At 54.6% G+C, this 25,491-nt stretch carries 26 protein-coding genes, 1 tRNA gene and 1 pseudogene; 8 read left to right on the top strand and 20 right to left on the bottom strand.

The window, feature by feature from the left end; genetic code table 11:
- Positions 1–156: 156 nt before the first annotated feature.
- Positions 157–1,458: an alpha-glucosidase/alpha-galactosidase gene (gene melA / locus ABC395_RS07175; RefSeq protein WP_413001876.1), complete on the bottom strand. Its 1,302-nt coding sequence runs from the start codon at positions 1,456–1,458 to the stop codon at positions 157–159.
- Positions 1,459–1,606: 148 nt separating this feature from the next.
- Positions 1,607–2,041, bottom strand: a complete 435-nt coding sequence (locus ABC395_RS07170; protein WP_413001874.1) for a disulfide oxidoreductase — start codon at positions 2,039–2,041, stop codon at positions 1,607–1,609.
- Between the two features lie 111 nt (positions 2,042–2,152).
- Here ABC395_RS07170 and ABC395_RS07165 point away from each other — a divergent pair, with 111 nt between their 5' ends.
- Positions 2,153–3,013, top strand: a complete 861-nt coding sequence (locus tag ABC395_RS07165; RefSeq protein ID WP_413001872.1) for an AraC family transcriptional regulator — start codon at positions 2,153–2,155, stop codon at positions 3,011–3,013.
- 551 nt (positions 3,014–3,564) lie between these two features.
- Positions 3,565–4,140 carry a GNAT family N-acetyltransferase gene (locus ABC395_RS07160; protein ID WP_413001870.1) on the top strand — a complete coding sequence of 192 codons (576 nt, stop codon included), beginning with the start codon at positions 3,565–3,567 and terminating at the stop codon, positions 4,138–4,140.
- 243 nt (positions 4,141–4,383) lie between these two features.
- Here the strand turns inward: ABC395_RS07160 and ABC395_RS07155 are convergent, their stop codons facing one another.
- From ABC395_RS07155 to ABC395_RS07145, 3 genes are all read right to left on the bottom strand, one after another.
- Complete coding sequence (locus ABC395_RS07155; protein ID WP_413001868.1) at positions 4,384–5,697, bottom strand: ABC transporter substrate-binding protein; 1,314 nt, start codon at positions 5,695–5,697, stop codon at positions 4,384–4,386.
- 174 nt (positions 5,698–5,871) lie between these two features.
- The gene (locus ABC395_RS07150) at positions 5,872–6,708 is read right to left on the bottom strand and encodes a carbohydrate ABC transporter permease (RefSeq protein ID WP_413001867.1); all 837 of its coding nucleotides are present in this window, start codon (positions 6,706–6,708) and stop codon (positions 5,872–5,874) included.
- Positions 6,705–7,589, bottom strand: coding sequence for a carbohydrate ABC transporter permease (locus ABC395_RS07145; protein WP_103997326.1), 885 nt, complete (start codon positions 7,587–7,589; stop codon positions 6,705–6,707). Before ABC395_RS07145 ends, ABC395_RS07150 begins: the two co-directional genes overlap by 4 nt.
- Before the next feature lie 235 nt (positions 7,590–7,824).
- Here ABC395_RS07145 and ABC395_RS07140 point away from each other — a divergent pair, with 235 nt between their 5' ends.
- Together ABC395_RS07140 and ABC395_RS07135 are read left to right on the top strand one after the other, a co-directional pair.
- Positions 7,825–9,642: a cache domain-containing sensor histidine kinase gene (locus tag ABC395_RS07140; protein ID WP_413001865.1), complete on the top strand. Its 1,818-nt coding sequence runs from the start codon at positions 7,825–7,827 to the stop codon at positions 9,640–9,642.
- On the top strand, positions 9,639–11,264 hold the full coding sequence (locus tag ABC395_RS07135; protein ID WP_413001863.1) for a response regulator: 1,626 nt from the start codon (positions 9,639–9,641) through the stop codon (positions 11,262–11,264). The genes ABC395_RS07140 and ABC395_RS07135 overlap by 4 nt, the downstream gene beginning before the upstream one ends.
- A gap of 129 nt (positions 11,265–11,393) precedes the next feature.
- On the opposite strand, the gene ABC395_RS07130 is transcribed toward ABC395_RS07135, so the two are convergent.
- The 4 genes from ABC395_RS07130 to selD form a co-directional block, all read right to left on the bottom strand.
- Entirely contained in the window at positions 11,394–11,735 is a 342-nt protein-coding gene (locus ABC395_RS07130) for a YtxH domain-containing protein (RefSeq protein WP_413001861.1), read from the bottom strand.
- Positions 11,736–11,984: 249 nt separating this feature from the next.
- Positions 11,985–12,506 (bottom strand): DUF948 domain-containing protein, encoded by a 522-nt coding sequence (locus ABC395_RS07125; RefSeq protein ID WP_413001860.1) that lies wholly within the window; start codon positions 12,504–12,506, stop codon positions 11,985–11,987.
- Positions 12,507–12,696: 190 nt separating this feature from the next.
- Complete coding sequence (mnmH, locus tag ABC395_RS07120) at positions 12,697–13,767, bottom strand: tRNA 2-selenouridine(34) synthase MnmH (RefSeq protein WP_413001858.1); 1,071 nt, start codon at positions 13,765–13,767, stop codon at positions 12,697–12,699.
- Positions 13,768–13,806: 39 nt separating this feature from the next.
- Complete coding sequence (gene selD, locus ABC395_RS07115; RefSeq protein ID WP_413001856.1) at positions 13,807–14,868, bottom strand: selenide, water dikinase SelD; 1,062 nt, start codon at positions 14,866–14,868, stop codon at positions 13,807–13,809.
- A 448-nt stretch (positions 14,869–15,316) separates the two neighbouring features.
- On the opposite strand from selD, the pseudogene ABC395_RS07110 reads away from it, so the two are divergent.
- Positions 15,317–15,977: pseudogene (locus ABC395_RS07110) on the top strand (bifunctional 4-hydroxy-2-oxoglutarate aldolase/2-dehydro-3-deoxy-phosphogluconate aldolase).
- The gene (locus tag ABC395_RS07105) at positions 15,965–16,750 is read left to right on the top strand and encodes an MBL fold metallo-hydrolase (protein WP_413001854.1); all 786 of its coding nucleotides are present in this window, start codon (positions 15,965–15,967) and stop codon (positions 16,748–16,750) included. Before ABC395_RS07110 ends, ABC395_RS07105 begins: the two are co-directional and overlap by 13 nt.
- A 117-nt stretch (positions 16,751–16,867) precedes the next feature.
- Here ABC395_RS07105 and ABC395_RS07100 read toward each other — a convergent pair whose 3' ends face one another.
- From ABC395_RS07100 to ABC395_RS07085, 4 genes are all read right to left on the bottom strand, one after another.
- Complete coding sequence (locus ABC395_RS07100; RefSeq protein ID WP_413001852.1) at positions 16,868–17,506, bottom strand: helix-turn-helix transcriptional regulator; 639 nt, start codon at positions 17,504–17,506, stop codon at positions 16,868–16,870.
- Positions 17,507–17,617: 111 nt separating this feature from the next.
- Positions 17,618–18,049: a DUF86 domain-containing protein gene (locus ABC395_RS07095; RefSeq protein WP_413001851.1), complete on the bottom strand. Its 432-nt coding sequence runs from the start codon at positions 18,047–18,049 to the stop codon at positions 17,618–17,620.
- Positions 18,050–18,054: 5 nt separating this feature from the next.
- The gene (locus ABC395_RS07090; RefSeq protein WP_413001850.1) at positions 18,055–18,279 is read right to left on the bottom strand and encodes a hypothetical protein; all 225 of its coding nucleotides are present in this window, start codon (positions 18,277–18,279) and stop codon (positions 18,055–18,057) included.
- Between the two features lie 71 nt (positions 18,280–18,350).
- On the bottom strand, positions 18,351–19,016 hold the full coding sequence (locus ABC395_RS07085; RefSeq protein ID WP_413001849.1) for a tetratricopeptide repeat protein: 666 nt from the start codon (positions 19,014–19,016) through the stop codon (positions 18,351–18,353).
- A gap of 202 nt (positions 19,017–19,218) precedes the next feature.
- On the opposite strand from ABC395_RS07085, the gene ABC395_RS07080 reads away from it, so the two are divergent.
- On the top strand, positions 19,219–19,512 hold the full coding sequence (locus ABC395_RS07080) for a hypothetical protein (RefSeq protein ID WP_413001847.1): 294 nt from the start codon (positions 19,219–19,221) through the stop codon (positions 19,510–19,512).
- Between the two features lie 131 nt (positions 19,513–19,643).
- Here ABC395_RS07080 and ABC395_RS07075 read toward each other — a convergent pair whose 3' ends face one another.
- From ABC395_RS07075 to ABC395_RS07065, 3 genes are all read right to left on the bottom strand, one after another.
- Positions 19,644–20,009, bottom strand: coding sequence for a hypothetical protein (locus ABC395_RS07075; RefSeq protein WP_413001845.1), 366 nt, complete (start codon positions 20,007–20,009; stop codon positions 19,644–19,646).
- 65 nt (positions 20,010–20,074) lie between these two features.
- On the bottom strand, positions 20,075–20,578 hold the full coding sequence (locus ABC395_RS07070) for a VanZ family protein (RefSeq protein WP_413001843.1): 504 nt from the start codon (positions 20,576–20,578) through the stop codon (positions 20,075–20,077).
- 64 nt (positions 20,579–20,642) lie between these two features.
- Positions 20,643–20,990, bottom strand: a complete 348-nt coding sequence (locus tag ABC395_RS07065; RefSeq protein ID WP_413006697.1) for a hypothetical protein — start codon at positions 20,988–20,990, stop codon at positions 20,643–20,645.
- Positions 20,991–21,181: 191 nt separating this feature from the next.
- Between ABC395_RS07065 and ABC395_RS07060 the strand changes: the two genes are divergently transcribed.
- Positions 21,182–21,254, top strand: a tRNA-Ala gene (locus tag ABC395_RS07060).
- 321 nt (positions 21,255–21,575) lie between these two features.
- On the opposite strand, the gene ABC395_RS07055 is transcribed toward ABC395_RS07060, so the two are convergent.
- From ABC395_RS07055 to ABC395_RS07040, 4 genes are all read right to left on the bottom strand, one after another.
- On the bottom strand, positions 21,576–22,556 hold the full coding sequence (locus ABC395_RS07055; protein ID WP_413001841.1) for a BtrH N-terminal domain-containing protein: 981 nt from the start codon (positions 22,554–22,556) through the stop codon (positions 21,576–21,578).
- Positions 22,540–23,112, bottom strand: a complete 573-nt coding sequence (locus tag ABC395_RS07050; RefSeq protein WP_413001839.1) for a PadR family transcriptional regulator — start codon at positions 23,110–23,112, stop codon at positions 22,540–22,542. The genes ABC395_RS07055 and ABC395_RS07050 overlap by 17 nt, the downstream gene beginning before the upstream one ends.
- 223 nt (positions 23,113–23,335) lie before the next feature.
- A complete protein-coding gene (locus ABC395_RS07045) occupies positions 23,336–24,196 on the bottom strand; it encodes an Rpn family recombination-promoting nuclease/putative transposase (protein WP_413001838.1) in 861 nt (286 codons plus the stop codon).
- A gap of 181 nt (positions 24,197–24,377) precedes the next feature.
- Positions 24,378–25,379, bottom strand: coding sequence for an oxidoreductase (locus ABC395_RS07040; RefSeq protein ID WP_413001836.1), 1,002 nt, complete (start codon positions 25,377–25,379; stop codon positions 24,378–24,380).
- Positions 25,380–25,491 lie beyond the last annotated feature (112 nt).

The following is a 25,491-nucleotide window of genomic DNA, read 5'->3' as shown; positions in this document are numbered from 1 at the left end:
GAATACCCGGACATCTGGCAGAGAGCCGAAAGGGGGACTTCGGGAGGAGAGGCCGAGCGTATTTTTGCCTGATAATCGGAGCCTGTGTCGGAAACTATTTTTTGCGCGGAAAAAAAGGGCCGGATTCCATGGAAAAGAATTCCGGTCCCTTCTTCGTCAGTTCGTATAAGCAGGCAGCCAGTCTCCGTGCGCTTCGATCAGCTCGTCACAGAGCGCCACGATATCGTCGATGGAAAGCTCCGCAGATGTGTGAGGGTCCAGCAGGGCCGCATGATAAATATGCTCCTTCTTGCGGGTAACGGCCGCTTCGATCGTCAGCAGCTGGGTGTTGATATTGGTGCGGTTCAGCGCCGCCAGCTGAGGAGGCAGATCGCCGATATACGTAGGCGTAATGCCGCTCGCGTCGACCAGGCACGGCACTTCCACGCACGCTTCCTTGGGCAGATTGGTGATCAGGCCGGTGTTCATCACGTTGCCCCCGATCTTGAACGGGACGTTCGTCTCCATCGCCTCGATCATATAGGAAGCATACTCGCCGGACCGTTTGTGCTCCAGCTGCGGGTTGTTGACGAGCTCGGCACGGAGGTTTTTCCAGCGCTCGATCTGGTTCACGCATCTGCGGGGGTATTCGTCCAGAGGGATATTGAATGTCTCGATGAGCTCCGGATAATTCCGTTTGATAAAATACGGATGGTACTCCGCGTTGTGCTCGGACGACTCCGTTACATAATATCCGAACCGGAACATAAGCTCGAAACGCACCATGTCGTGGTGCTTTTCTTTCTGCTTTTCCTTCGCAAGACGCTTGATTTCAGGATACAAGTCTTTGCCGTCCTTCGTCACTTCAAGCAGCCAGGCCATATGGTTGATGCCCGCGATTTTGGACTGTACGCCTTCGGGATCGAGTCCCAGATGCTTGAACATATACGGGATGCATGCCTGGACGCTGTGGCACAGGCCGACCGTTCTGACGCCTCCGTGTGTATTAAGCACGTTCGTGAGCACGGCCATCGGATTCGTATAATTGAAGAACCAGGCGTCCGGACACACCTCCCGGATGTCCCGGGCAAAGTCGAGCACGACCGGGATCGTGCGCAGGTTGCGGAAAATGCCGCCTATTCCGACCGTATCGGCAATTGTCTGGCGCAGGCCGTACTTCTTCGGAATTTCAAAATCCGTAATCGTACACGGATCGTAGCCGCCGACCTGGATCGCGTTAATGACCACCTTCGCTCCCCGGAGCGCTTCCCTGCGGTCGGCATAAGCCTTGATCCGGCACGTGCTCCCGACCGTATTTTTGATATGATTCAGCATCGTCTCGGAGTCGCGCAGCCGCTCCCCGTCGATATCGAACAGGGCGAGCTCGTATCCCTGCAGCGCTTCCGTTACCATGCAATCTCCCAATATGTTTTTGGCGAATACTGTGCTTCCCGCACCCATGAACGTGATTTTGGACATCTTCTCTCATCTCCCGGATAGAAAAAGTGGAATGCCTATACCTAGCACTATACCGTCTTAAGGCGGCACCGCACATGGAGACATCCCACTTTCGTATGGAGATTTGTAGTTTGAACCGGGGCCCGCCGATAATCCGGAACGGACCGTCTTATCTTTCTTTGCGCATTTGAGCCCACAGAAGACCGAGAATCACGGTGATCAGCGTAAAAGCGGTGAAGGCCAGTAGCGGAATCGTAATAAATCCGAGCCAGTCGATATAATCCTGATCGCATGCGACGATGCCGCATTTGGAAGCCGCCTCTTTAAAGAGAGACGTTTTTTGCATAAGATAGTGATAAAGGGAGATGCCCATTCCCCATACGGAAAACGGCAGCGCGTAAATAACCTGCTTGTTATCCTTGCGGGTTGCGGCGATTCCCAGAATCAGCACGAGCGGATACATCAGTATACGCTGGTACCAGCACAGCTTGCACGGCGTAAAATCCATGATTTCCGAGAAATAGAGGCTGCCGAGCGTAGCAACCACGGAAATGGCCCAGGCCATGTGAAGGGCGTTATTTTTTAGAAACGAGTTCGATTTCAATACGGTACTGCTCCTCTCTCGGCTCAATCTTGACCAGCTTGTTTTATTATAAAAAATGAAGCGTCCGAAGTCTATCGTCTTCCGTTCTTCTATCGTGATTGGAGGCTTATCATGCTTAAACCGTTTCACTCCGTGTCGGTCAATCCCTATAACGGCAAAGGAGAGCTGTTCGTCCTGTTCGCGGGTCACGGCCAGACCGCTCCGCGCCACGAAGTCGGTCCGCAGATGCTCGATTACTACCTGATTCATACCGTGGAATCCGGAAAAGGCCGCTTCAGCTGCCTCGGCAAAGAATATGAGCTCGGGCCGGGCGACACCTTCGTGATCTTCCCGGGCGAAGTCGTCACGTACGCCTCGGACACGCGCGAACCTTGGCGCTACAGGTGGATCGGCTTCAAGGGCTCTTCCGCCGACGACCTGCTCATCCGCCTCGGCATCACGGCGCAGAGGCCGGTCGTTCACGCGGCGGGACTTTCCCGCCTGCCGGTCTTCCTGCGCCGGGCCGAGCGTGCGCTGCGGGAAGCCGGCCCGGCCTGCGACCTGGAGGCGGAGGGCGAGCTGCGGCTGCTGCTCGGGAAGCTTGCCGCGCATGCCGATGTCCCCCGCCGCAGAGGCGAAGAAACCGACGCCGGGCGGCAGCAGGTCGACCGCGCCGTAAGGTGGCTGCAGCTACAGTACGCCCAGCCGGTGACCATCGAGCAGCTTGCGCAGCACATGGGCTACCACCGCACGTACTTGTCGAAGCTGTTCCGGCAGCATACGGGCCTCACGCCGACGCAGTTTCTGCTCAAAATCCGGATGGAGCGGGCCAAGCTTCTCATGACGGAAGGCTCGACGATCGAGCAGATCGCCTACTCCGTCGGCTTCTCCGATCCGCTCTATTTCTCGAAGCAGTTCAAGAAATGGTTCGGCTGCACGCCTTCCGAATACCGTACCAAGCACGGCCGTCTTGCCTACGACTGCTCCAGATAGAGAAGGCAGAGCAAGTCCGGGGAAAAGGCGCAGGTCCGGAGCGGACGTATGACGAAAGACGGCGGGAGACGGCAGTAGCGGCAACTTCGTCTAACGGCACTGTCGTCTTGACGCAGGCCGCTGCGCTGAGGGCGGGGCGTTTTGGCGCCCCCGTCAGGCGAGGCTGCGCCGCACCGGCTGTGCTCCGGGAGACGCACAGCCGGTGCGGGCGGCGGGCGTCTGCGCATACTCCCGCACGCAGGCAGACGGCCGCCGCTCCGCCAGCCGGTGTGCCGCCGCTCCTCCGCGGCTTGAGACCAGCGGATAGGGCAGCTTCGGGGGCTCGCCTGTCGCTTTCCTTCGAGCGCGGTGCAGCCTGTTGTCTTCCTCTCGGGATGCCCCTATCCCCGCACATGCCGCAACTGTCTATGCTGCCGGGCGGATAGTACGGCACGTCCGAATCACACGGCAACCGGCCCGCCGGTATGGCGGCAGCGTTTATAGCTCCTTGCTCACTCACACGATTTTGCGCCCATATAACCGAATACACAGACGGAAAGGAATCCAGACCAATGAACAGCAAATCCCTGCTTGCTCCCGGCGGCCGCTTCGAAACCGGCCGCCTGTATCTCCGGCTGCTCGCGCCGGAGGATGCCTCCGCGCTGCTGGACTACCGGCAGCGCAACCGCGCCGCGCACGCTCCGTGGGAGCCGGTGCGCGGCGAAGAGTTCTTCACGGCCGAAGCGCAGCTCGCGGCTATCCGCAGATTCGAAGACGAATCCGCTGGCGACCGCGCCTACAGCTTCGGCGTGTTCCATCAGCCGGACGGCCTCCTCATCGGAACGGTCCGGCTGAGCAATATCGGCCGCGGTCCGTTCCAGAGCGCATACGCCGGCTACAGCATCGACGCGGCGTACGGCGGCCGCGGCCTGATGACCGAGGCGCTGCGCGAATGTCTGCGCATCGCCTTCGGCCCCCTCGGCCTGCACCGGGTGCAGGCCGCAATCATCCCCCGCAATACGCGTTCGCTGCGCGTGGCGGAGAAATGCGGCTTCGTGGAGATCGGCCTCAGTCCGCGGTATTTGAACATCGCCGGCGTATGGGAGGATCACATCTTGTTTGCGCTTACAATTGAAGGTTTCGCATGAATTTGTCTGGAGCTTCTCTCCGACAAATCATACATTTTTTTCTAGTTCCACTGCAATTATCTTACAAAAACGGACAAGTTTCAAGCGTTTGCCCGGGCTTCCGCTTCTATGTTCTATAGGTGAAAAAATCCATATTAACTGATAATAGTAGCGTAAAAAACCACACTCTTCTTGGCCTTTAAAACGTCGAAAAAAGCCCGGTCATCCGCTTGGAGCGAATGCCGGGCTTTTCCTCGTATTCCTTTATTTCTTCAAGCTGTCCCAAGATTTCTGGAATTCTTGGAGCATTTGATCTTTACTGATTTGCTTGCCTACGTATCCCTGCATGGTATCGCCGAACTTCTTGGAAGTCGCTTCTCCGCCAGGGAATTTGAACCAGTTCCAGGAAAGCGTTTTGCCGTCTTTCGCGTATTTCATAATGTCGGCGGCAAGAGGGCCTACGACTTTTTCGTCCACGGAGATGGTTTTGAAAGCCGGGATGAATTTGAACTCGTTGGTGATGTACTTTTTACCCATTTCGGACGTAACGAGCCAGTTCAGGAACTTTTTCGCCTCATCCTTGTTCGCGGAGTTCTTGTTGATTACCCAGTTGTTCGGCACGCCCACGAGCAGTTTGTCGTTCGCGGCGGCATCGTCAGAGATCGGCATCGGAAGGAAGCCGATGTTGATGTTCGGATTCGTTTTGGAAATTTGAACCTGGGTCCAGTTCCCCTGCTGCGTCATAGCGGCTTTGCCGGTTGCAAACTCCGTCACTTGCGTGTTGTAATCGGTTTGCAGCGGGTTTTTGTTGCCGTATTTGAGCGTCAGGTCAAACAGTTTTACCCAGTTGTCGAAAACGGTATTGCCCGGAATTTTTTGCGAGCCGTCGTTCAGGCCTTTAATGAATTTGTCGGGATCCGGCTGGTTCGCAAACGGAACGTTCACGAAGTGGTTGCCGAGTACCCACCACTCGCCATAGCCGTTCACGAACGGCGTAATGCCTGCAGCCTGCAGTTTCTTGGCCGCGTCTTCAAGCTGCGTCAGGGTCTTCGGAAGCTCGGTAATGCCCGCTTTCTGGAACAGATCTTTGTTGTAGATATAGCCGTAGCCTTCGAGACCTACCGGCATGCCGTAAATTTTGCCGTCTTTGGAGATCGGATCGCCCGCACCCTGCGCCAGATCTTTGACCCATGGCTGATCGGACAGATCTTCCAGATGCTCCTGCCATACATCCAGATCGGAGTTACCGCCGTTGTTGAAAATGTCGGGTTTATCGCCGGAGTTGAATTTCGCTTTCAGTGCCGCGCCGTAGTCCGCACCGCCGCCGACCGTCTGGACTTCGATTTTGACGCCGGTTTCTTTCTCGTATTCGGCAATCAGCTTGGAAAGAGCCTCGGCGATTTCAACTTTGAACTGGAACATTTTGAGCGTGACGTTTTTCTTCTCGCCGCCCGCCGCCGGGGAACCCGCCGGAGACGCTCCGCCCTGCCCTTCGTCTTTATTGCCGCAGCCTGCGAGCAAACCGCCTACCAGAGCGGTGGTCAAACCTACCGCGATCCATTTTTTATTTGTGGTCATGAAAGAAAACCTCCCTTTTCTAGTGCAAACCTGGTTTCTTGTCTAAGCCTGATCGATCGGTGCTGCTCTATGCGGTAAACCCCGGTATCGGGATAATCGCCGTTCTCTGGTGATGCGAAACGTGTCTGTTAGGGCGAAAAATGCCGGGTTCCGGCCGAAAGTAAGCCGGGTGGCTCAGCCCTTGACGGAGCCGGCCGTGATGCCTTCGATAATGTGTTTTTGCAGCAGCAGGAAGAAGATAATGATCGGCAGAACGCCCAGCGTGAGCGCCGCCATCGCGAGATCCCACTGCTTCGTATATTGGCCGAAGAACGCGTAAGTGGCGAGCGGAATCGTATGCAGCTTCGTATTCGTCAGAACGAGGGACGGAAGCAGGTAATCGTTCCAGATCCACAAGCTGTTAAGCAGAATCACGGTTACCGCGATAGGCTTCAGCAGCGGAAATACGATCCGCCAGAAAATGCTGAACCATCCGCAGCCGTCCACCGTAGCCGATTCCTCGATTTCCTTCGGAATGCTTTTGATAAATCCGTGGAACAGGAAGACGTTCAGGGAAACCCCGAAGCCGAAATAGCAGACGACAAGTCCGAGCCGGCTGTCCATCAGCCCCAGGTTGTTCGCAACCTTCACCAGGGGAATCATAATGGACTGGAACGGGATGACCATGGCCGCCACGAACAGCAGGAACAGCACATTATTCAGCTTCGAAGGTTTGCGGACGAACCGGTAAGCCGACATAGAGGCGAAAATAACGAGCCCGATGTTCGACAGCACCGTAATCATCAGCGAGTTGCCCATCACCTGCGGGAAGTGGATGATATCCACGACTCTGGAGTAGTTATCCAGGCTGAACGATTTCGGTAGCGAGGCCGTATTTTGCAGCAGCTCCGCAAACGGTTTAAATGAATTCACAAGGACGAAGTAGAACGGGACAAGGAATAGAATGCCCAGCAAAGCCGTAAGAATTTCCAGGATAAAAGTGCGCGCCGTATACTTGTTTCCGCTGCTCATGATTCCACCTCTTTCCGCTTCGTGTAGGAAACCTGGATGAGGGAGATCAGAGCGACCACGAAAAAGAAGATCAGCGCTTTCGCGGTACCGAGACCGAGCCGGTTATTACGGAAAGCTTCCTGGTAGATGTTCAAAGCTACCGATTCCGTGGAGTTGAACGGTCCGCCTTTGGTCAGGGACAAGTTCAGGTCGAACATTTTAAACGCCCAGGAGATTGTCAGGAACAGACAGACCGTGAATGCCGGCATAATCAGCGGCATCGTTACGCTGCGCAGCAGCTGCCATCTTCCCGCTCCGTCGATCGTGGCCGCTTCCATCAGGTCCTTGGGCACATTGGCGAGTGCCGCGATGTAGATGACCATCAGGTAACCCGCACCCTGCCATACCGATACGATGACGATTCCCCAGAAGGCCGTAGGCGCATCACCCAGCCATGGAAGATTGAAGAAGGAGATTCCCGTCATCTCTCCGATCGAGGCGAAGCCTTTTACGAAAATAAACTGCCAGATAAAACCGAGCAGCAGCCCCCCGATAACGTTCGGCATAAAAAATACGGTCCGCAGAACGTTGCGCGTTTTGAACGCTTTCGTGAGGAGCAGAGCCAGGACAAACCCGACCAGATTCGTTAAAATAATCATGGCTGCCGAAAACCGGATCGTAAACCAGAAAGCGTTATGGAAATCGGTATCCTCGAAAATGATCCGTTTGAAGTTGTCCAAACCGATAAATTTAACCCCTTCGCTGACTCCGTTCCATTCCGTAAAGGCGTAGTAGAGGCTCATCAGAAACGGAACGACGACAATCAGGGTGAAGAATAAAAGCGCCGGTCCGACAAATACCCATTGCTGGAGCCAGTCGTGCGTTTTGGAGCGAGTGGTCAAGTTTCCCTCCCCCTTTCTGTGCAATCGCTTTCAAATATGTCTTTTTATGATTTATACTGTGATTGTAATTCAGTTTAGCGGCGTTAAACACACCTCAGATTGCTCCTTTGGTGGACTATTTTGCGCTGAGGGCAAAACTTTCGCCCGTGTATTTGCACGCCCGGCATCCTGATGTACACTTACTATGCCGACAAGAAGCCGGCACGACCACTAAGCAGCGACAGGGGGAATTGCGATGCGGTCCAGACTCCGCAACAAACTGATCGCCTTTATTCTGGCGGCGACGATCCTGCCGATCGCGACTTCCATTCTCGTCTCTCACTTCTATACGAAGTCCAAGCTGGAAGACAAGGCGATCCGGGACAATCTGAATCTGATTCACCAGGGAAAGCTCAATCTGGATACCTACCTCCAGAGCGTCGAGCAGAATATGAAGCTTCTCTACCATAATACCGTGATGCTCGAAATACTGGAGAACCGGACGGACAACTTCTTTTCCGAATCCCGTCTGTTTCTGACGGAACAGGAAATGCTGCGTTCCATGCAGACGCTGAAATATGCGTCGCAGGATGTGCGGCAGGTTTACTTATATGTGGAACAAGCGCGCAAATCATACCTTTTATCGGAAAACAGGCTCGTACGGACCGATCAGGGAGCCGCGCCGTTCAAACCGGATATACGCCGGGAAGAAAGCCGGATTACGCCTCCCCATCCCATGTCCGCCTACGGCAAGCAATTTTTCAGCTATTCGTCCGGAGACGTGTTTACTTACCAGACGGCCTTGACCAATATCGTGGATAACATTCCGCTCGGCTCTCTGTCCCTGGATTTCTCGCCGGATACGATCAAATCGATCTGCGACGAGCTGTACACCAGAGGAAGCGAAGAGCTTTATATTATCGGGCCGTCCGGTGAAATTATGTACCAGGCCCACCCCGATCCCGAAGAAATCAAGAAACCCGTGCCTTGGCTCCAGGAGCTGAACCAATCGGCAGCCGGCGCGGAACGCGGTTATTTCCGTTCGGAGGATGCCTCCTACAACGGCATACACATTTACGAGACCATTCGTGCGCCCGGCGGAAGCTGGCTGCTCGTCAAAGGAATTCCGGACTCCGTCCTGTACAAAAGCCAGCGGGAGCTCACCGGCATCTGGACGCTCGTCGGCGTTATTTTTCTGGGACTGGCTACCGTTGTGACGATCTACGTCTCGCTGCGGATGACGGCGCCCATCTCCGCGCTGATCGGCTATATGAACAAAATCGAGTCGGGAAACATGAACGTGGACATCCGGGTCAAAGCCGACGACGAGCTCGGCATACTTGCCAGACGTTTCCGTTCGATGATGCATACCATCAATGAACTGATTCTCCGGGAATATAAGCTGGAAGTCGCGAATAAAACGAATGAGCTCAAAGCGCTGCAGGCCCAGATTAATCCGCATTTCATCAACAATGCTCTGCAGTCGATCGCCGCCCGTTCCCTCCAGAAGGGGGACCGCGAGGTATATTCCCTGATTTCCTCGCTCGGCAAAATGATGCGGTACAGCATGAAAACGGAAGAAACGATCGTTCCGTTAAAAAGCGAATGGGATTACGCGAAGTCCTATATCAAGCTTCAAAAGCAGCGCTTCCGGGACCAGTTTGAAGCGGAAATGGAACTCGAACCCGGACTCGAAACGATTCTCGTGCCCAAAATGGTTATTCAGCCCCTCGTGGAAAACTATTTCAAGCACGGATTCGACGGCAGCCGGAGCGATAATATCGTCCGCATCGTCTGCCGTTCCTCCTCCGCCCGCAGCCTCCTTGAAATCGAGGTTTCCGATAACGGGCTCGGCATCGGAGAGAACGAGCTTACCGCTCTGCGGGCGGACCTGGAAGCCTGCATGGCGGAAATGGGCGAGCCGGGAAACCATATCGGCCTGGCCAACGTGCTTTCCCGCCTCAAGCTTTATTACAGGGAGCAGACCACCATGGAAATCGGCCGGGGAGAAGACGGCGGATTCCGCGTCTTGCTGGCGATACCGATTATGCAGGAAGAAGGTGAACCCGAATGAAGGCGCTGATCATCGATGACGAAGCTCATGTCCGCGAGACGATCCGGCTGCTTGTGGACTGGAAGCAGTACGACATTACCGAAGTGCTGGAGGCTTCATCCGGCGAGGAAGGCATCCGGCTGATGCATGACGAGAAGCCCCAGCTTGTCTTTACCGACATCATGATGCCGGGCCTGACGGGGCTTGACGTGCTCAGCCGGATCGCCGAAAGCGGCATTCCGGCCAAAGCGATCGTCATCAGCGGCTATGACGATTTCACTTATGTGCGCAGCGCCCTCCAGTTCGGAAGCTTCGACTATCTGCTGAAGCCGATCGACGAAGAGGAGCTGGAGGAAGCGGTCGGACGCGCTGTCGCGGCTTGGCGCAGCGAAGAGAACGAACGCGCCCGGCGGCTCCAGTCGGAGACCAAGGCGAACCTGTACAAACCGATGCTGGCCGACAAGAGCTTCGTTCAACTGCTGCTCGATCCCGAGCAGTATCCCCTTCACGTGGAAACACTGGAGCGTGAATTTGGCATCGGCCGGGACCAGAAGCAGGTGCTTGCCGCCGTCGTCTCCCTCCAGCCGCTGGATGCGCGGCTGCAGGCGAAGTTCGAGAACGCGATGGATCTGCTTTTGTTTGCGGTTACGAACATCTGCAGCGAATTTATGAGCAAAAGCAATCTCGGCCTCGCGTTCCGCCACTGGCACCGTCATGCGGCCGTTCTGCTCTTCTTCGACCGCTTCCATCAGGCGGGTCCGATCCTGGAAGAGATCAACGCGGGCCTGTACGCCGCCCTGCGCGGGCACTTCCACCTCGGCTACGGAACGGTCCAGCCGTTTCCCTCGGGGATTCAGCGCACGTTCCACGAAGCGGAGACGGCCCTTCAGCTGCGCAATCTCCGGGAGCAGGATATCTTCCTGCATCCCTATCACGTGCGCAGACAGGCCCTCGGCACTTTGCAGGCGCCGCTGGCCGCCTTCGAAGACGAGCTGACGCTGGCGGTCCGGATGAACGACCTGGCGGGTATCCGCCGCGCACTGGAGCAGTGGGAGCTGCAAATCCGCAAGCTCCCGTATATCCACACCCGCCAGCTGGAAATGTGGTGGCAGGAGTTTACCCTGCTGCACAGCCGATTGCTGCTGGAGAACGAGGTGGACGAGGACGGCGAGGAACAGTTGGGAACGGCGGACGATTTATCGTTCTGCCTGCCGCTCGACGAGAACGGAAAGCCCGATCCCACCGTCTGGACGAAGCGGATGGAGTCGATTCTGACCGGCATCGCCCGGTTCCTGCTGCGGGGCGACCGGAATCCGGTTATCCGCAGCATCGAGAAATACGTGCGGCTTCATTACCGCGAACAGATTCTGCTCGACGATTTGTCCGAAAGATTCCATCTCAGCCCAAGTCATATCTCCCGTTCGTTCAAGACCGAATTCGGAGAAAATTTATCGGATTACGTGACGCGTCTGCGCATTAACAAAGCCAAGCTGCTGCTGGCCGATCCCGAGCTAAAGATCAATACCGTCGCGGAAGCGGTCGGCTATCAGGACGAGAAATATTTCAGCCGCGCTTTCAAAAAAAGCGAAGGCATCTCCCCGAATCTGTTCCGCAAGCGGAACGCGTGCCCCGCGGCGGAATGAGAGGGCGACTCGGCCACTCCGTACAAGTGCCTTCATCCGGGTTCCATGCCGCATACTTGCAATAGAATCCATATTTTAATCCACAAAGAAGCGGCGGCCCATAAGCGGGCCGCCGCTGTTCTTTGGTTTTTATTTTCCGAGAATGACCAGATCCGGAGCCGCGTCGGAAGCCTCGATTTCGTCCGCCGCCAGCCTGCCCGGAATTTGGCTTTCTCCGCTTTTAAAAGAACGGATTCCTTCCGCCGCGCTGAGCGTGACTTCTTTCGCCTTGCCGACGAGCTCGGAAGTTTTCTCCCCTACGTTACGTGCGATTGCCTGCGTTTTCTCCGAGACATTGGCCGCCTGCACGGCAATATCCGAACGCAGTTCCTTGCCGGATTTAGGTGCCAAAAGCAGCGCCGTTACCGCGCCTGCCACACTTCCCAACAACGCTCCGAACACCAGATCTTTCGTTCTTGTCGAGTTAGCCATTGTACCATCTCTCCTTTAAAATTGGTGTGGTCTTTCCGGACCGCGCAAAACGTTATCCGGCAGTCCGGCCTTCAAGTGCATCCGTTCTCTGCCGATCGGCAGTCTAGTCCTTGCGTCAGCGGGGCACTGCGTCAGCGGTCTGACACTTTGGTCTGCGGCTTACGGCATGCCTGCCTTCGGCTTTTGGCTTCAGTCAAACCGCGTGGTTGGAGCTTCGGGCGACTGGTCCGTATCCGCGCATCTACGCTACTACAGACCTCCCGGGGAAACGCCTTTTCCCCGAGGGTCCGGGGACGGAGCGCCTGAACCCGCTGAAGGTGCGGAAGATTCCGCGGCGGCTTCGCTTCTGCTTTTCTGCCACCGGCGCCACAGTTCGATTCCCGCAGCCGTCCAGTCGGCGGCTTCCGCAATCCGGTTCTGCCGGGTATGTACAGCGTGCTGTACCTTCAGAACCGACTGCGCCAGGGCGGACGCCGCGCTGCCGACTGCTTCCGCGCCTTCATGCAGAGCGTTGCCGAATTTCCCGGCTCCGTCTAGTACTCCCCCGGCGGTGCGAAGGTGCGACCGTGTCTCCGCGGCGAGCTCCCTCGTCTCTTCCAGAAGCTCCGCCGTCCGGTCCGCCGTCTCTTCCAGCTTCAGCACGGACCGGTCCAGCGCTTCCTCCAGCCGGATCAGCGACTGCCTGAACGCCTGAAGCGCCAGCACCGCCTGCCAGACCAGGATCGCAAATGCGATTGCCGCACCGACGGCGGACAATTCGATCCACGTCATCCTTTCGCCACCTCCGCTGATAGTGTGCCCCGCTGCGGCTGTCTGTCTTCTAGACGAATGCCCAGGGGATACTACAGTATAAGCGTATCTCCCGTTTTTGACACAGCTTCCGGAAGAAAAATGGGGAAAAACGTAAAAACACCCGTCCATCCCGCACAAAAACGAGAGGAACGGGTGCATCAGCCGAACGTCAGACGGCGCTCGATGATTGGATTTTAGGACGGTAACCCGGAAAAAGCTCTTTGAGCCGGGCCGTAACCAGACGGAAAGCCTCGTCCGTATCCGCAGCCTGCAGCGTTACGGTTTCCTGCTCATAGTTTTGAGCGGCATGCGCATAGCGGGGGTCGTAATAATGCTCCAGCATCAGAGCGACCGCCTCGCCGAACCGGTCTTCTTTTAAATACTGCTCAATGGCGGCCGCAATGGGCGAATGGATCCGCTTTTTAATGAGCTGATACGCATCGATACATTCTTCTTTATGCAAAGCCGGCTGATAGTCCGCCACAATATTGGCCACACGGCGCTCCATCGGAATCTCCAGGAAAAGAGGGATTCCCGCTTCCTTGGCATTGAACAGGAAATCGGGCATTACCACCTTCCCGACGCGTTTGCTCTCCGCTTCCACGAGAACGAACGGCTGTTCATTGACCTCCATCAGTTCATGAACCAGTCTCGACTCGAACGTCTTCTGATTGCTGGGACGAAGTCCGATCTGGCCGAAAATAGAGCCCCGGTGCTGCGCCATCGTCTCCAGATCCAGTACCGGATATCCCGCTACTTTCAGCTTCTGAAGCAGCTCGGTTTTGCCCGAACCCGTCGGACCGCCGATCACGACACAAGCCGGTTTGAACTCGAACGTTTCCAGCTTCTCATGGGTCCATTTGCGGTAAGAACGGATGCCGCCCGACAGCCTGTACATCTGAATTCCCATCAGGGATGTCACCGTCGCGGCCGTTTTGCTCCGCATTCCCCCGCGCCAGCAGAAGACGGCCTTCTGCCCGGGAATTTCCTCGAACTGCTTAATAAACGACGGCAGCTTGGCCGAAAAAATCTCCAGGCCCTTCTCTTTCGCTGCCTGAACGCTCACCTGTTTATAAATGGTGCCGACTTCCTTGCGTTCCTCGTTGTCGAACACCGGGATATTGCTGCTCCCTGGGATGGTGAATTCCTCGAATTCGCCCTCCGAGCGCACATCGATCAGCTGGATGCCCCGCTGCTCCTGCAGCTCAAGCAGTTGTTCAACCGTTATATCACGAAACATTGCTGCAAACACTCCTTTATTATGCCGGAAAACAGGCTGTTAACGGACGGTCTTCGCGACGGCAATCCGTCCCGGATGGTCGGCCGTCGTTTCGCCGATCATCGCCGCTTCGACGCCTGCGGCCAGCAGCCGGGCGAGCAGCTCGTCCGCATCCCCGGCTGCCGCCGAAATAAGCAACCCGCCGGATGTCACCGCGTCGCACAGCATCCACTGGCCGATTTGATCGATAGACGGATCGAAATCGACCGTATCCTGTACGTGCGCGAAATTGTTCTTCGTGCCGCCCGGTACGAAGCCGGCTTCGGCCAGCTCGCGCACGCGTGGAAGAAACGGCACGTCATTGGCGCCGATCCGCACGCCCACACCGCTGCCTTTGGCAACCTCGGACGCGTGTCCGAGGAGCCCGAAGCCGGTGACGTCCGTGCACGCGTGCACCTCGAAGCCGTCCATGACTTCGGCGGCCGTTTTGTTCAGCGTCGCCATCACCGACGTGACGCGCCGCACTTCTTCCTCGTTGAGCTGATCTTTTTTGATGGACGTCGTCAAAATGCCCACGCCGATCGGCTTCGTAAGAATGAGCTTGTCCCCAGGCTTCGCCCCCGCATTGGTCCGCACCCGGTCCGGATGAATCAGTCCCGTTACGGCAAGGCCGAATTTCGGCTCGTTATCGTCGATGGAATGGCCTCCCACAAGCGTTGCGCCGGCTTCCTGGACTTTATCGGCCGCCCCTCTCAAGATATCGGTAAGCACCTGCTTGTCGAGCGTTTTGATCGGAAAAGCCACGATATTCAGCACGGTCAGCGGCTTGCCGCCCATGGCGTAAATATCGCTGATCGCGTTCGCTGCCGCTACCTGTCCGAACGAATAAGGATCATCTACAATCGGAGTAAAAAAATCGACGGTCTGCACGAGAGCCAGATCATCGCTAAGTTTATATACGCCCGCATCGTCGCTCGTATCCAGACCGACTAGCAGATTCGGATTCGGCAGCGGAGCCGGCATCCCCCTCAGAACCTGGGACAGATCGGCCGGACCGATTTTACAGCCGCAGCCTCCTTTGCTGGAGAGGGAAGTTAATTTGACGGGTTGAGATTCTTTCATGGGGTTCACCCTTTTCACACAGAATGGTTGACGCGCTTCTTCTATTGTATACCAAGCTTGCGGTTTCTTAAAATAATCATGTCCTTTTGGGTAGGTCTTGCTGACCGTAATTGTTGATAACACTTGTTGACCATCCTTGTTTAATCTTCTTGATTCTACAAGCAGAGGAGATGGGAAAGGTTGCACTTCCATCGTCGGTCTATCGGTCAAAGCGGAACAGGTGGCCGTTGACGTACGTACCTGTTCGTTCTGGTTGTTTGCTTTTAGCGTTTGCTCTTATCGTTTGCTTTTGCCGTTTGCTTTTGCCGTTTGCTTTTGCCGTTTGCTTTTGCCTTCTTCTGCCTATCATTCTCCACTGGTGCTCATGACGGCATGCCTTTTCATATGATAACATGAAGCTATACGGGAGACTCTCCCGCTCAAACAACCGAAAGCGAAGTGAACGACTGTGGAACGTGAACAGGGACTCCAGGAGCTGGAGCGCACCCGTCTTATCGCCATCCTCCGGGGCGTCAAACCGGGACAAATTATCCGTACGGCCGAAGCGATGCTCGAAGGCGGTGTTACCGTCCTCGAAGTCACGCTTAATACGCCGGGAGCACTGGATATGATCCGGGAAACTGAGAAGCAGGCTCGGCGGCCGCATGTTTATCGGGGCGGGCACTGTGCTGGATTTGGAGGACGCCAGGCAGGCCGTCGAAGCCGGTGCTTCTTTCCTCGTCACCCCGAACACCGACGAGGCCGTAATCGCCTATTCTGTATCGCAGGGCATCCCGATTTTCCCCGGCGCAATGACGCCGACTGAGATCGTCCGGGCCTGGAAAGCAGGCGCACAGGCCGTCAAAGTATTCCCAAGCACCGGACTGGGCCTCACCTACATACGCGAGTTGATGGGACCGCTTGACCGGGTGCCCATGGTCGCCGTCGGCGGCGTCACGGCCGGCAATATCGGCGAATATTTGCAGGCGGGCTGCTATGCGGCCGGCGTGGGCAGTTCCTTGTGCAAGCTCGCCGATATCGATGCGGGCCGCTTCGATGTGATCACGGCGAACGCACGACGGTTTACAGGAGCTGTAGCCGAGTGGAGGGAAGCCGCATGGACTTCCTGACGTTCCTCGGCACGGGCGACTCGATGGGCGTCCCCCGCGCCTACTGCGGCTGCGGCGTCTGCACGGAAGCCCGGACGACCGGGGTCAATCGCAGGCTGCGCTCGTCCGCACTGCTGGACAGCGGCACGGCCGAGGGCAGGCTGCTCCTCGACTGCGGGCCGAACTGGGGCCTGCAAATGGAGCGGGCAGGTCTTAGAGACCTGCGCCATGTGCTAATCACCCATGCGCATTATGACCATATCGGCGGCCTGCCGGAGTACGCCGATCTCTGCCGCTGGCTGGGCATCCGGGGCAAGGTATATGCCGCCGCGGAAGTCGTCGACCGGATCCGCGCCATCTTTCCCTGGATCGACCGCAACCTCGATTATATCGCGGTTGATAATGGTTTCTCCTTCGGCGGCTGGGAAATCCGCCTATGGAAGGTAACGCATGGGGCAAACGGGTTTTCCTTTGCCCTGCGGTTCGACCGCAAGGAGAGCTTCAGCTTCGTGTACTGCCCCGATTCCATCGGCTTGAACGAACAGGAGATAGCTCCTATGCGAGGTGTTGATCTCCTTGTGCTCGGGACGAGCTTCTACAAGGAAGAAGGGGCCGGCCGCTCCGTCTATGATGTGACGGAGGCGCTTGAGCTGCTGCGGGATGTGAAGCCTTCCCGCACTGTTTTCACGCATCTGTCGCATGGAATCGACCTGCTGGAGGACTATGCGCTCCCTGCAGGCGTCAAGTTCGCTCAAGCCGGGCTGAGTCTTGCTCTGTCCCACGATTCCGAATGACAGCAGGCTTCTGCGGCTCCTCTATACCGGTAAAAAAAGAAGCCCGCCCGGATGTCCGCAAGGACAGGGCTGGCTTCTTCTTTTCATTTTAAAGCGGCCGATTCCGCAAAGCGGAAGCTACATGCTCTCCGCCCGGCGGATCTGATACACGCACTTGGTTCCGCCCTTGGCCAAACATTCGGTGCGTTCGACCGGCGTTCCGAGCAGTTCCTGGAACAAGGCAAGCTCACATTGACAGGCCTGCTGGTATTGGTCCGCAACCTGGGAGATGGGGCAATTATGCTCATTTAGAATATAACCCCCGTTCTCACCCTGCTCCAGACTTACCATATAGCCGTTGTCGTTCTGAATCCGGGCCAATTCGGCGACCTTCTCCGGGAAAGACTTGCCTTCCATCCGGGAGCCGTAACGCTCCGAAAGCTTGTCTTTGCGCCTTTGAAACAGCCGCGTCAGCTTCCCTTCGCCTTCCTCCGCGACCAGCTCCTCCAGAAGATCCAGAGTCAGCGCGTTGTATTTCTTGGGAAATAAATCATCCGCTTCTTTCGTGAGCGAATACATATGCAAAGGCCTGCCCATTGCCTGGCGTGCCAGCTTTGATTCGATATAACCATCTCGATCCAGCGTGTTTAAATGGCGTCTGACGGCCATCTCCGTAATCCCAAGCTCCTTGGCAAGTTCCCCTACACTGAGAGGGCCCCGGGTCCTGAGCAGAGATAACACGATTTTGCGGGTCGACAGCTCTGCGTCGCGATACATGAGAATCACCTGCCTGATGCCTAGATAGTCTCATTGTATCGTAACCTTTGGCATAAGTAAATTATGAAACACAAAAGTATAAAAACACCGGGACACGTCTCTCCCCGGTTGTCAGATCATTTCTTTCTCGATAAAAGCTTCTACCGAACGGGTGAAGTCCGGGAGAATGACAGGCAGCTCTTTCAGCAGAGGATGAACCCCTTCTCTGGAAAACGTATCGTACTCCTGAACGAGAGGTCTGCGAAGCTTCACCAGCGACAGCAAAGCCGCTGTCGTTTCTTCCGAAAACACTTTTTCCGTGCCCAAAATGTCGATAATGTCCTCATAGCTGCTTGCGTCCCGCATCAGAAAGCCGTCAATGAGCAGGCTGCCCACATCCGTGACCGTTTCGATCGCCAGATGAAGAACGCGCTCCTGGGCCAGATACGTGATCAGGCGCTTGTCGCCGTTTGAGAATGACTGCTCCAGCTCGGTGCAGCCTGTGAGCAGTTCGGGTACGAAAGCGAGTTTTTGCTTGATTTGATCCACATTAACATAATACATGGCGGTTATTTCCGCCTCCTTTTCTTGCTCCATTTCGACCAGGCCAGCATAACGACGAACATAACCACAACGATTATGACCAGAAGTACGCTCTGCATCAGATATTCCATGCTGAGCTTGGACTCTCCGCTATTTCCGGCGGCCGCTGCAATATACATTAGATCCATCTGTGTTCCAGTACCTTTCTTGTCGGCTTGAGCCGCTTTGTTCACTCCACTAAGTGTAGCCAACCCCCTGCGCCCCCGTCAAGCGGAGCCGCAGGCTTCCGGGCGGGCGGCTTCGAAGCGCCTTGCTCCGGGGATTACTTAAAGCGGGCGAGGATGGCCCATCGGCGCTGTTTCCGCCTGCTGTATTTGGGCAGAGATTTGTATACCTCGACGGATTCCCGGAAAGCTTCCTTCGCTTTGTCGGTCCGTCCGAGTTTGCCGTAAAGCAGTCCGAGCCGGTAGTAGGCCTCCACCGAAGAAGACTGCTCGTCTCTGAAACGCTCCAGCATTTCCACAGCCTGACGGGGTTCGGTTTCCGCGAGCGCTTCGCCCATTTGCAGGTAAGGATCGCCGTATTTGACGCGGGGGTTGAGCTCCAGCGCTTTATTCATGTAAGTCAAGCCCTCCTGCAGCTGGTCCATTTTCAGCAGACACAGGCCGATTTCATAGGAAACGTCCGCCGATTCGGACATGACCGGCTCCACTTCGCGCAAATAGACGAGCGCCTCGCGATATTTCCTCTTGTCGATCAGCAGACGCGCCAGTTCAAGCTTCGAGGAAGCGTGATGGGGATTCGCGCGGAGCTCCTGCCTCAGCTGCGAGATACGCCGGTTTCTTTTCAAGGGCCGCAGCAGACTCGGGGAAAGACCGATAAAACGGCGGTCGATGACATACAAAAGAACGAGCAGAATGATCAATGCAAGCAGAGGACTCCGGGTTATGTAGAGCAAGAGCGAGAACAGAAAAAATTTCCCAAGCAAACCTATCTCTCCTTCCGGCCTTTTCTTTCGCACTTTATCGTACCATATTTTTCAAAAAACCTCATGAAATTGTTTGTGTGACATTGTTGTGACAGCCATATGCGGGGCCGGGACATTTTTCCTGGAGGAGGTGTGTGCAGGGGGCCTCTTTTTAGTATAATTAGACTCAGCATTCTCACGCAGAAAGGATTTCGGTCTGACTATGAATGAACAACAAGCGCGTAAATGGAGTGTTATGCGGCGCAAGGGTCCGGGCATGTACGTTATGCTCAACTTCGCACTCCCGGTAGGACTCCTGCTGACGGCTCTGGTTTCGCTTCTGGAATACTCGCTGGCGGGCGAGCTGATCGGGATCTGGCTGCCGATCCGGCTGATCGTGTTCTGTTTTCTCGGTTTCTTTATCGGAATGTTCCGCTGGCAGACGGTGGACAAGAAGTATCAGCAGGTTGCGCCCAAGTACGGATTGCCCGTTCAATTGGAAAAAAACTCGAAGTAAACCTCAGCTGGGGGTACTTGTACCGCGCGGTGCTGGAACAAAAAAGATCGCTTCTTCGTCATCCGGACGGAAAAGCGATCTTTTTTACAAGCCGGAATTTGGGAAAGGCCGGGCGGAATCGCCCCTCACATTTAAGAGAAGCCTTCCTCAAGCTCGCGCTTGACGTCCCCGTGTTCCAGCAGACTTGCTTCAAGCTGGTCTTTTTGCAGCCCGTACAGATTGGTTGAGCTGTAAAACAGCTCGGCGGTAATGTCCTCATACGCGTCATGCAGATTGTTGTTGTACCAGTCCAGAGCCAAATCGGCGTCGTTGCGGTAAACCGGGCCCAGCTTGAAGGACGCTTCTCCGGTATTGTCCGGGGCCGATGCCCCATAGGGCTTTTCAAACTTGGCCAGCAGCGGCTTGTCAAAGCCCTCTACCGCAAATTCGACATCGGCTACTTGAGTGTCTTTGTGGTTTGTAATCCGGGTTACTCTGGCGTGCTTAATGTTGGTCATCGCTCTCTCTCTCCTGTCTTTGGCATCCTATCCTTTAGAAGGTAGTATGCCCGGAGGAGCCTATTTTATCGGCCTCGAACGTTGCCGGACCGGATCAGCCGGACGGCCGCGAAAACGGCCATAACCAGCAGCACGCCCGCGCTGTCCATTCCCACGTCAATGGCGTGTCCCGTACGCCCCGGTACGAAGCTCTGATGCCACTCGTCGGATGCCGCATACAGCACGGACAGCAAACCGCCGGTCAGCCATGCGGTCCGGAATGGCCTTTTCATCGCCAGCAGCGTGCGGATCCAGAGAAAAGCGAGCAGAGCGAATTCCGATACGTGTCCCGCTTTACGGATGATGAATTCGGCGAAATCATACGGCTTTTTGTACGTGACCAGCCCGCCGTCGTAAGTAAATTCCACCTGCGGAATCCACTGCCGGAGCACATCTTCCTGAACCAGATCACGAAAAAAAGGCCGCATATCCTGTTCCTGGTACGTCTCGGCGGATTTTGCGAAAATAAAAGTCATCCAGACCAGCGTCGCGGCCAGCCACCAGCCATACGTGCGTAAACGCGGCTTCATGTCTTTGTGCCAGCCTCCTTACACGAGCTGCCTGATAATCTCCCAACTGCCGAGCAGCGGACTATCAGGTGTCCCCGTATTCTTCTTCGTAAGTTTTTTTGCGTTTTTTGGCCCCTTCGCCCGATGCTTTTCTTCCGATACTCACCAGTGCGAAAAAGTCGATGATGATGACATTTAAATAGCCCAGCAGGAAAAACGCGTTATGAAACAGCACACTGTAGGCGTCATCCGTAATACGGGCCCACCAAAGGCAGACCAAAACCGTCATCACCGTATTGAAAAGGGTCGAAATTCCGAAGGAAAGCCATAGTTTACGGGTGCGCCGCATCAGGACGATGCCCATGATCAGCGTGATTCCGAATATCAGGATCGTAAACACCCAGTAGAGCGTATTATTCGACAATAGGACCACTCCTGCCAAAAATTACGTTCCGGCGGAACGCATACTGACCTAAGGGTAGCATGAAAACGCGGAGGTTTACAACAAAGACGGATCGGCGAATACGTCAAAAAAAGTACTTTTTCGGCGGTCTGAAACTTTCATGCGGCTTGTCTTGCTTTGAGCCCGGGATCTATGTATAATACAAATCACGGGTATAATACGGGGCCTTAGCTCAGCTGGGAGAGCGCATCGCTGGCAGCGATGAGGTCAGGGGTTCGATCCCCCTAGGCTCCATATAAAACAAAAAGCATTCTTCGGAGTGCTTTTTGTTTTTGGAGCCAGCGGGGCCGAACCCCGAGGTTCAGTCCGCGCGCACAAAGTGAGTGAATAAGCTTCGAAGCCATACGTCCAACGAAGGAGCACGGCGTTTGAATCTACCACTAGGATGCTGCGCCGAGTTAGCTTCGTCAGCCGTTTCAATCAGAGATTCGAACATCCCCCTAGGCTCCATATAAACAAAAAAAGCACTCTTCGGAGTGCTTTTTTGTCTATATGGAGCCAGCGGGGCCGAACCCCGGGGGTTCAGTCCGCACGCACGGGTTTGGAGAGAGGTATTCACAACAATAATTCCACGGCTGTGCGCTCTTTATCCGCTATCTCAAGTAAAAGCTTCGACGCTCGCAATAGCTCTTGATAGTCACCTGTTCTGCCCGCACGGTCGATCGACGCAGAAACACTGACCCACATCGGAGCTATTTCCGAAAACAAACTATGGGCTTGTTCGATTTTCCGCTCTTCCAACAGATCGGCGCATTCTCTCAAAAAATCCCGATACAAATTCCGAAACAAAGCACCGCCGGTGCCCGCCCGCTCCATCAGCAACGCGGTCAGACATAGATCATGTTCGATATTGTTGCTGCGGGAAGGCCATTTCGAGATTTCATCGCTCATTTTTATGATGCCTTTATTGCCAATATTGCGAATGGGTGGGTTTAGATAGTCATACGCATTCTTGGACAAGGATTCGCGTATAGCGGGAACGAGCGGAGGTAATTCGCCGACTGGTTCGAGTGTAAAAGAACGATTTCGGGAACTCATGGGCCCCTTTGCGTTTCTGGCCGCGGCCAAACTGGTCAAGCTCGTTTTCACCTGTCCGCCCTGTTGTCTAGTGTCCGCCATGTAGGCGTGTTCTTCACTGAAGCCGTGTAAGACCGCATAGTGACCGGCAAAATGCACTTTGTTCGTGAAATAATCTAAGTAATAGGAGTCTAATTTCAGCCCAACCGGAATTCCGCGTTCGATGCAACCCCGTACGTTCTTCCAAGCCTTGTCGACGGACGACGTTTCTTGAATTTTGACGGTCAAATCAAGCCGGTTGGCGAGGTTGTCAATCAATGCGTCAGGTTTTACCCTTCCTCCGATAAACGGAAATTCCATTCCCTTCGAGTCCCAATAGATGAATCCAAGCCCTTGCCCGAGTCCGAAAAGCATCGGTTCAGTTAGTTGGACCCCAGCATGCTGCAGTAAATTGCCGATGGCGGTCGTCTCGCAATGTTCGCCCTGATAAGGAACAAAACCTTCAATGATTTTTGTCATGTAACCCTCTCTCTTCCGACAATTCATTTATTAGACGGACAACAAACGCCTGCTCGTTCTCGATTAAACTTATCGGATGCAAGAACAGTGCCCTTACGTTCAGCGGCATAGTGACACCGCCTTGTGATTCGTACTTTTGGTTAATGTTCATCGAAATTTGTGCAAGGAAATCCAGCCGTTTCCGTAAAGCAATGATAGCCTCGTCTTTCCCTATATGAGGCAAAGCAGCCAAACCGAGATCGAAGCGGTTGTCGCGTTCCCTTGTTGAAGATAGGCTGTCAAGGATTTCATTTCTCAACTTGGCCATACCAGCATCGGTGAGGGAAAACCGGGTCGGCATGGGTCCCTTGCCGGATTTCCCGTCGGATTCATCGGGTACGATCCAACCTTTATCGTTCAATTTCTTCAGTCCTGTATAGATCGAAGTCGTACCGATATTAGCCCATTCTCTATAGCCCCGCTGATCGACTAGCTTCTTGATATCGTACCCGGAAGCTTGACGACATTCCGCGAACATTTGCAGGAGCATGAATTCGACATTCGAAATTGTGTGCATGGAGGCCCCCCTATATTTTTTATTACATGCATGTAATATAACATCTATGTAATATAAGATCAATAACAGAGACTGCCGGATAAAAAATACAAGCGCGTATTGCGCTACCATGGCTCCATATAACAAAAAAAGCACTCTACGGAGTGCTTTTTTTTGTCTTACATAATAGTTGTACATAAGACTTTTTGAAACGCCGGCTCTTTTGGCCTAGAGTTCATTCCCTCTATTGTACCGATTTCAACGATTCCACTTCAGCTTCAGATAAACCGCTGGCTTTGGCGATGACTGAAACCTGCAAACCCAGATCAAGCATATTTTTAGCGATTTCGACGGCTTTCTTATGTTCGCCTTTAGCCATGCCCTTAGCCATGCCCTTTTCCGTCGCCCATTCGATCATGGATGCTTCATCGTGCAAATACTTTTGCCGTTCTTCATATAATCGGCGGGCTTCCCGGTCCTGGCTAAGAAACTCCAGCGTATCCATGGCTTTTTTCAAAGTCGGTTCATTCATCTGCAGCACCTCCCAATTGGATTTATCCACACCTTTCAAGAACAGCAGCCAATTGATCAGACCGCCTTCAACCGGAGCCGACTTATCGTCCAGCTTGGAAAGCTCCATAAAATGGACTTCGATATCGTCACACAACTCCAGCCCCGTGTGATCTTCCCTCAAGTGAAAAACATTATGATACCGGTCATTGGAAATAAACGAGTAGTTTAAAATATTTATCGTGACGCACTTCTTCAATTCCTTGTAGGTTTGACCTTCCTGCAGCTGTCCGGAGTAACGCTTGCTCCAGTAATAGAGCGTCCTTTTTTCGATATCATATTTGTTAAAAAGCTGCATCTCGATGTTAATCAGTTGACCTTCGGCCGTTTTCGCCCAAATGTCAAAGATGGATTGCTTATCGAGCGGAGCATCCTTTTCCGTATAAGGATTAAGCAGAACGACCTCGGTCAACGGCGGCTCGCCGGACTCCGCAAAAGTGCGGTTCAAAAAGGTCAGCAGGACATCTTTATTTTCTTCACTGCCAAAAATCCGTTTAAAAACAAAATCGTTCCGGGGATCCAGTAAATCCGGCATACGGTTATCCAACTCCGTTTCTTTTTATTATACCATGCTTGGCTTGCTTTTTTGCATGATTCCGGCATTTTTCCCACTATTAGCGTTCTATCGTCAAAATAAAAAAGCACTCTGTCGCGAGTGCCTTTTTAGCTGGGAACGTTTTGTCGTATAGTTTCACTTGTCGCCCGGTCCGCTCCTCTTACCCGACATTTCCCGCCGTTTCCCCGACCCTCAACAACCCTTCCGCGTAATCCGGATTTTCCAAAAGAGGGCGGCCGATCGCGATAACGTCCGCTAAACCGTCCTCAAGGATGCGATCGGCCAGGCTCCGTGTATAAATTTTCCCGACGGCAATGACCGGTATCTTGAAATGCTGCTTAATCGCGGCCGCATGAGGCAGCTGATACGCGGTGTAGACGTCACTCGGCTGCACAGGAAGAAGCCCGCCCGAAGACACGTGGATCGCGTCCAGCCCGGACTCCAGCGGCTTTAACATACGGGCCCATTCTTCCGGGATCAGTCCTCCTTCACTGTAGTCGGTGGCCGAAATCCGGACGATGACCGGATAGTCTCTGCCGACCTCTTCCCGGACCGCACTGAGAACTTCCCGCAAAAACCTCGCTCTGTTCTCGGGACTTCCTCCATAGGCATCGGTCCGCTTATTGGACAAAGGCGATAAGAACTGGTGAATCAGAAAACCGTGCGCGGCATGAAGCTCAATTCCGTCAAAACCCGCTTCTTTGCTGCGTTTTGCCGCGATACGATACTCTTCGATGATGCTTCGGATGCCTTCCGCCGTTAGCTCTTGGGGCGTGCCGTATTGATCGTCGAATGCAATCGCACTCGGCGCGACCAACGTCGTCGTAACATCCGGCGACGATTTCCTGCCCCCGTGCGACAGCTGTATAAAGACGGGGGTTTGGCGGGCATGAACAGCCTCCGTCACTTTGCACAGCGGCCCCACGTGCCGTTCCGTATAGATGCCGATGTCGTTTGCCCACAGTCTTCCGTTCGGAGACACGGCCGTGGATTCCAAAATGACGAGGCCCACATGCTTCGCTCTCCGACCGTAATGCTCTATGTGATGTCCGGTCGCAAACGCTTCGGGAGTTCCTTTATACTGCTGCAGCGGCGCCATGATCAGCCGGTTTTGTAAAGTGATTCCGCCGATAGTTACCGGATCATTTAATCTCATTGTCATCTCTCATTCTCCTTCGCGATTGATTAATGACATTTTATAATGGTTTTCCCATTCTTCACATAGTATCATTAAGCGATATAAGCCCGTATAACTAAATTATGAAGTTTTATGA

The organism is Paenibacillus canaveralius (assembly GCF_047238265.1).
Lineage (GTDB): Bacteria > Bacillota > Bacilli > Paenibacillales > NBRC-103111 > Paenibacillus_F.
This window is presented reverse-complemented; position numbering and strand designations above follow the sequence as displayed.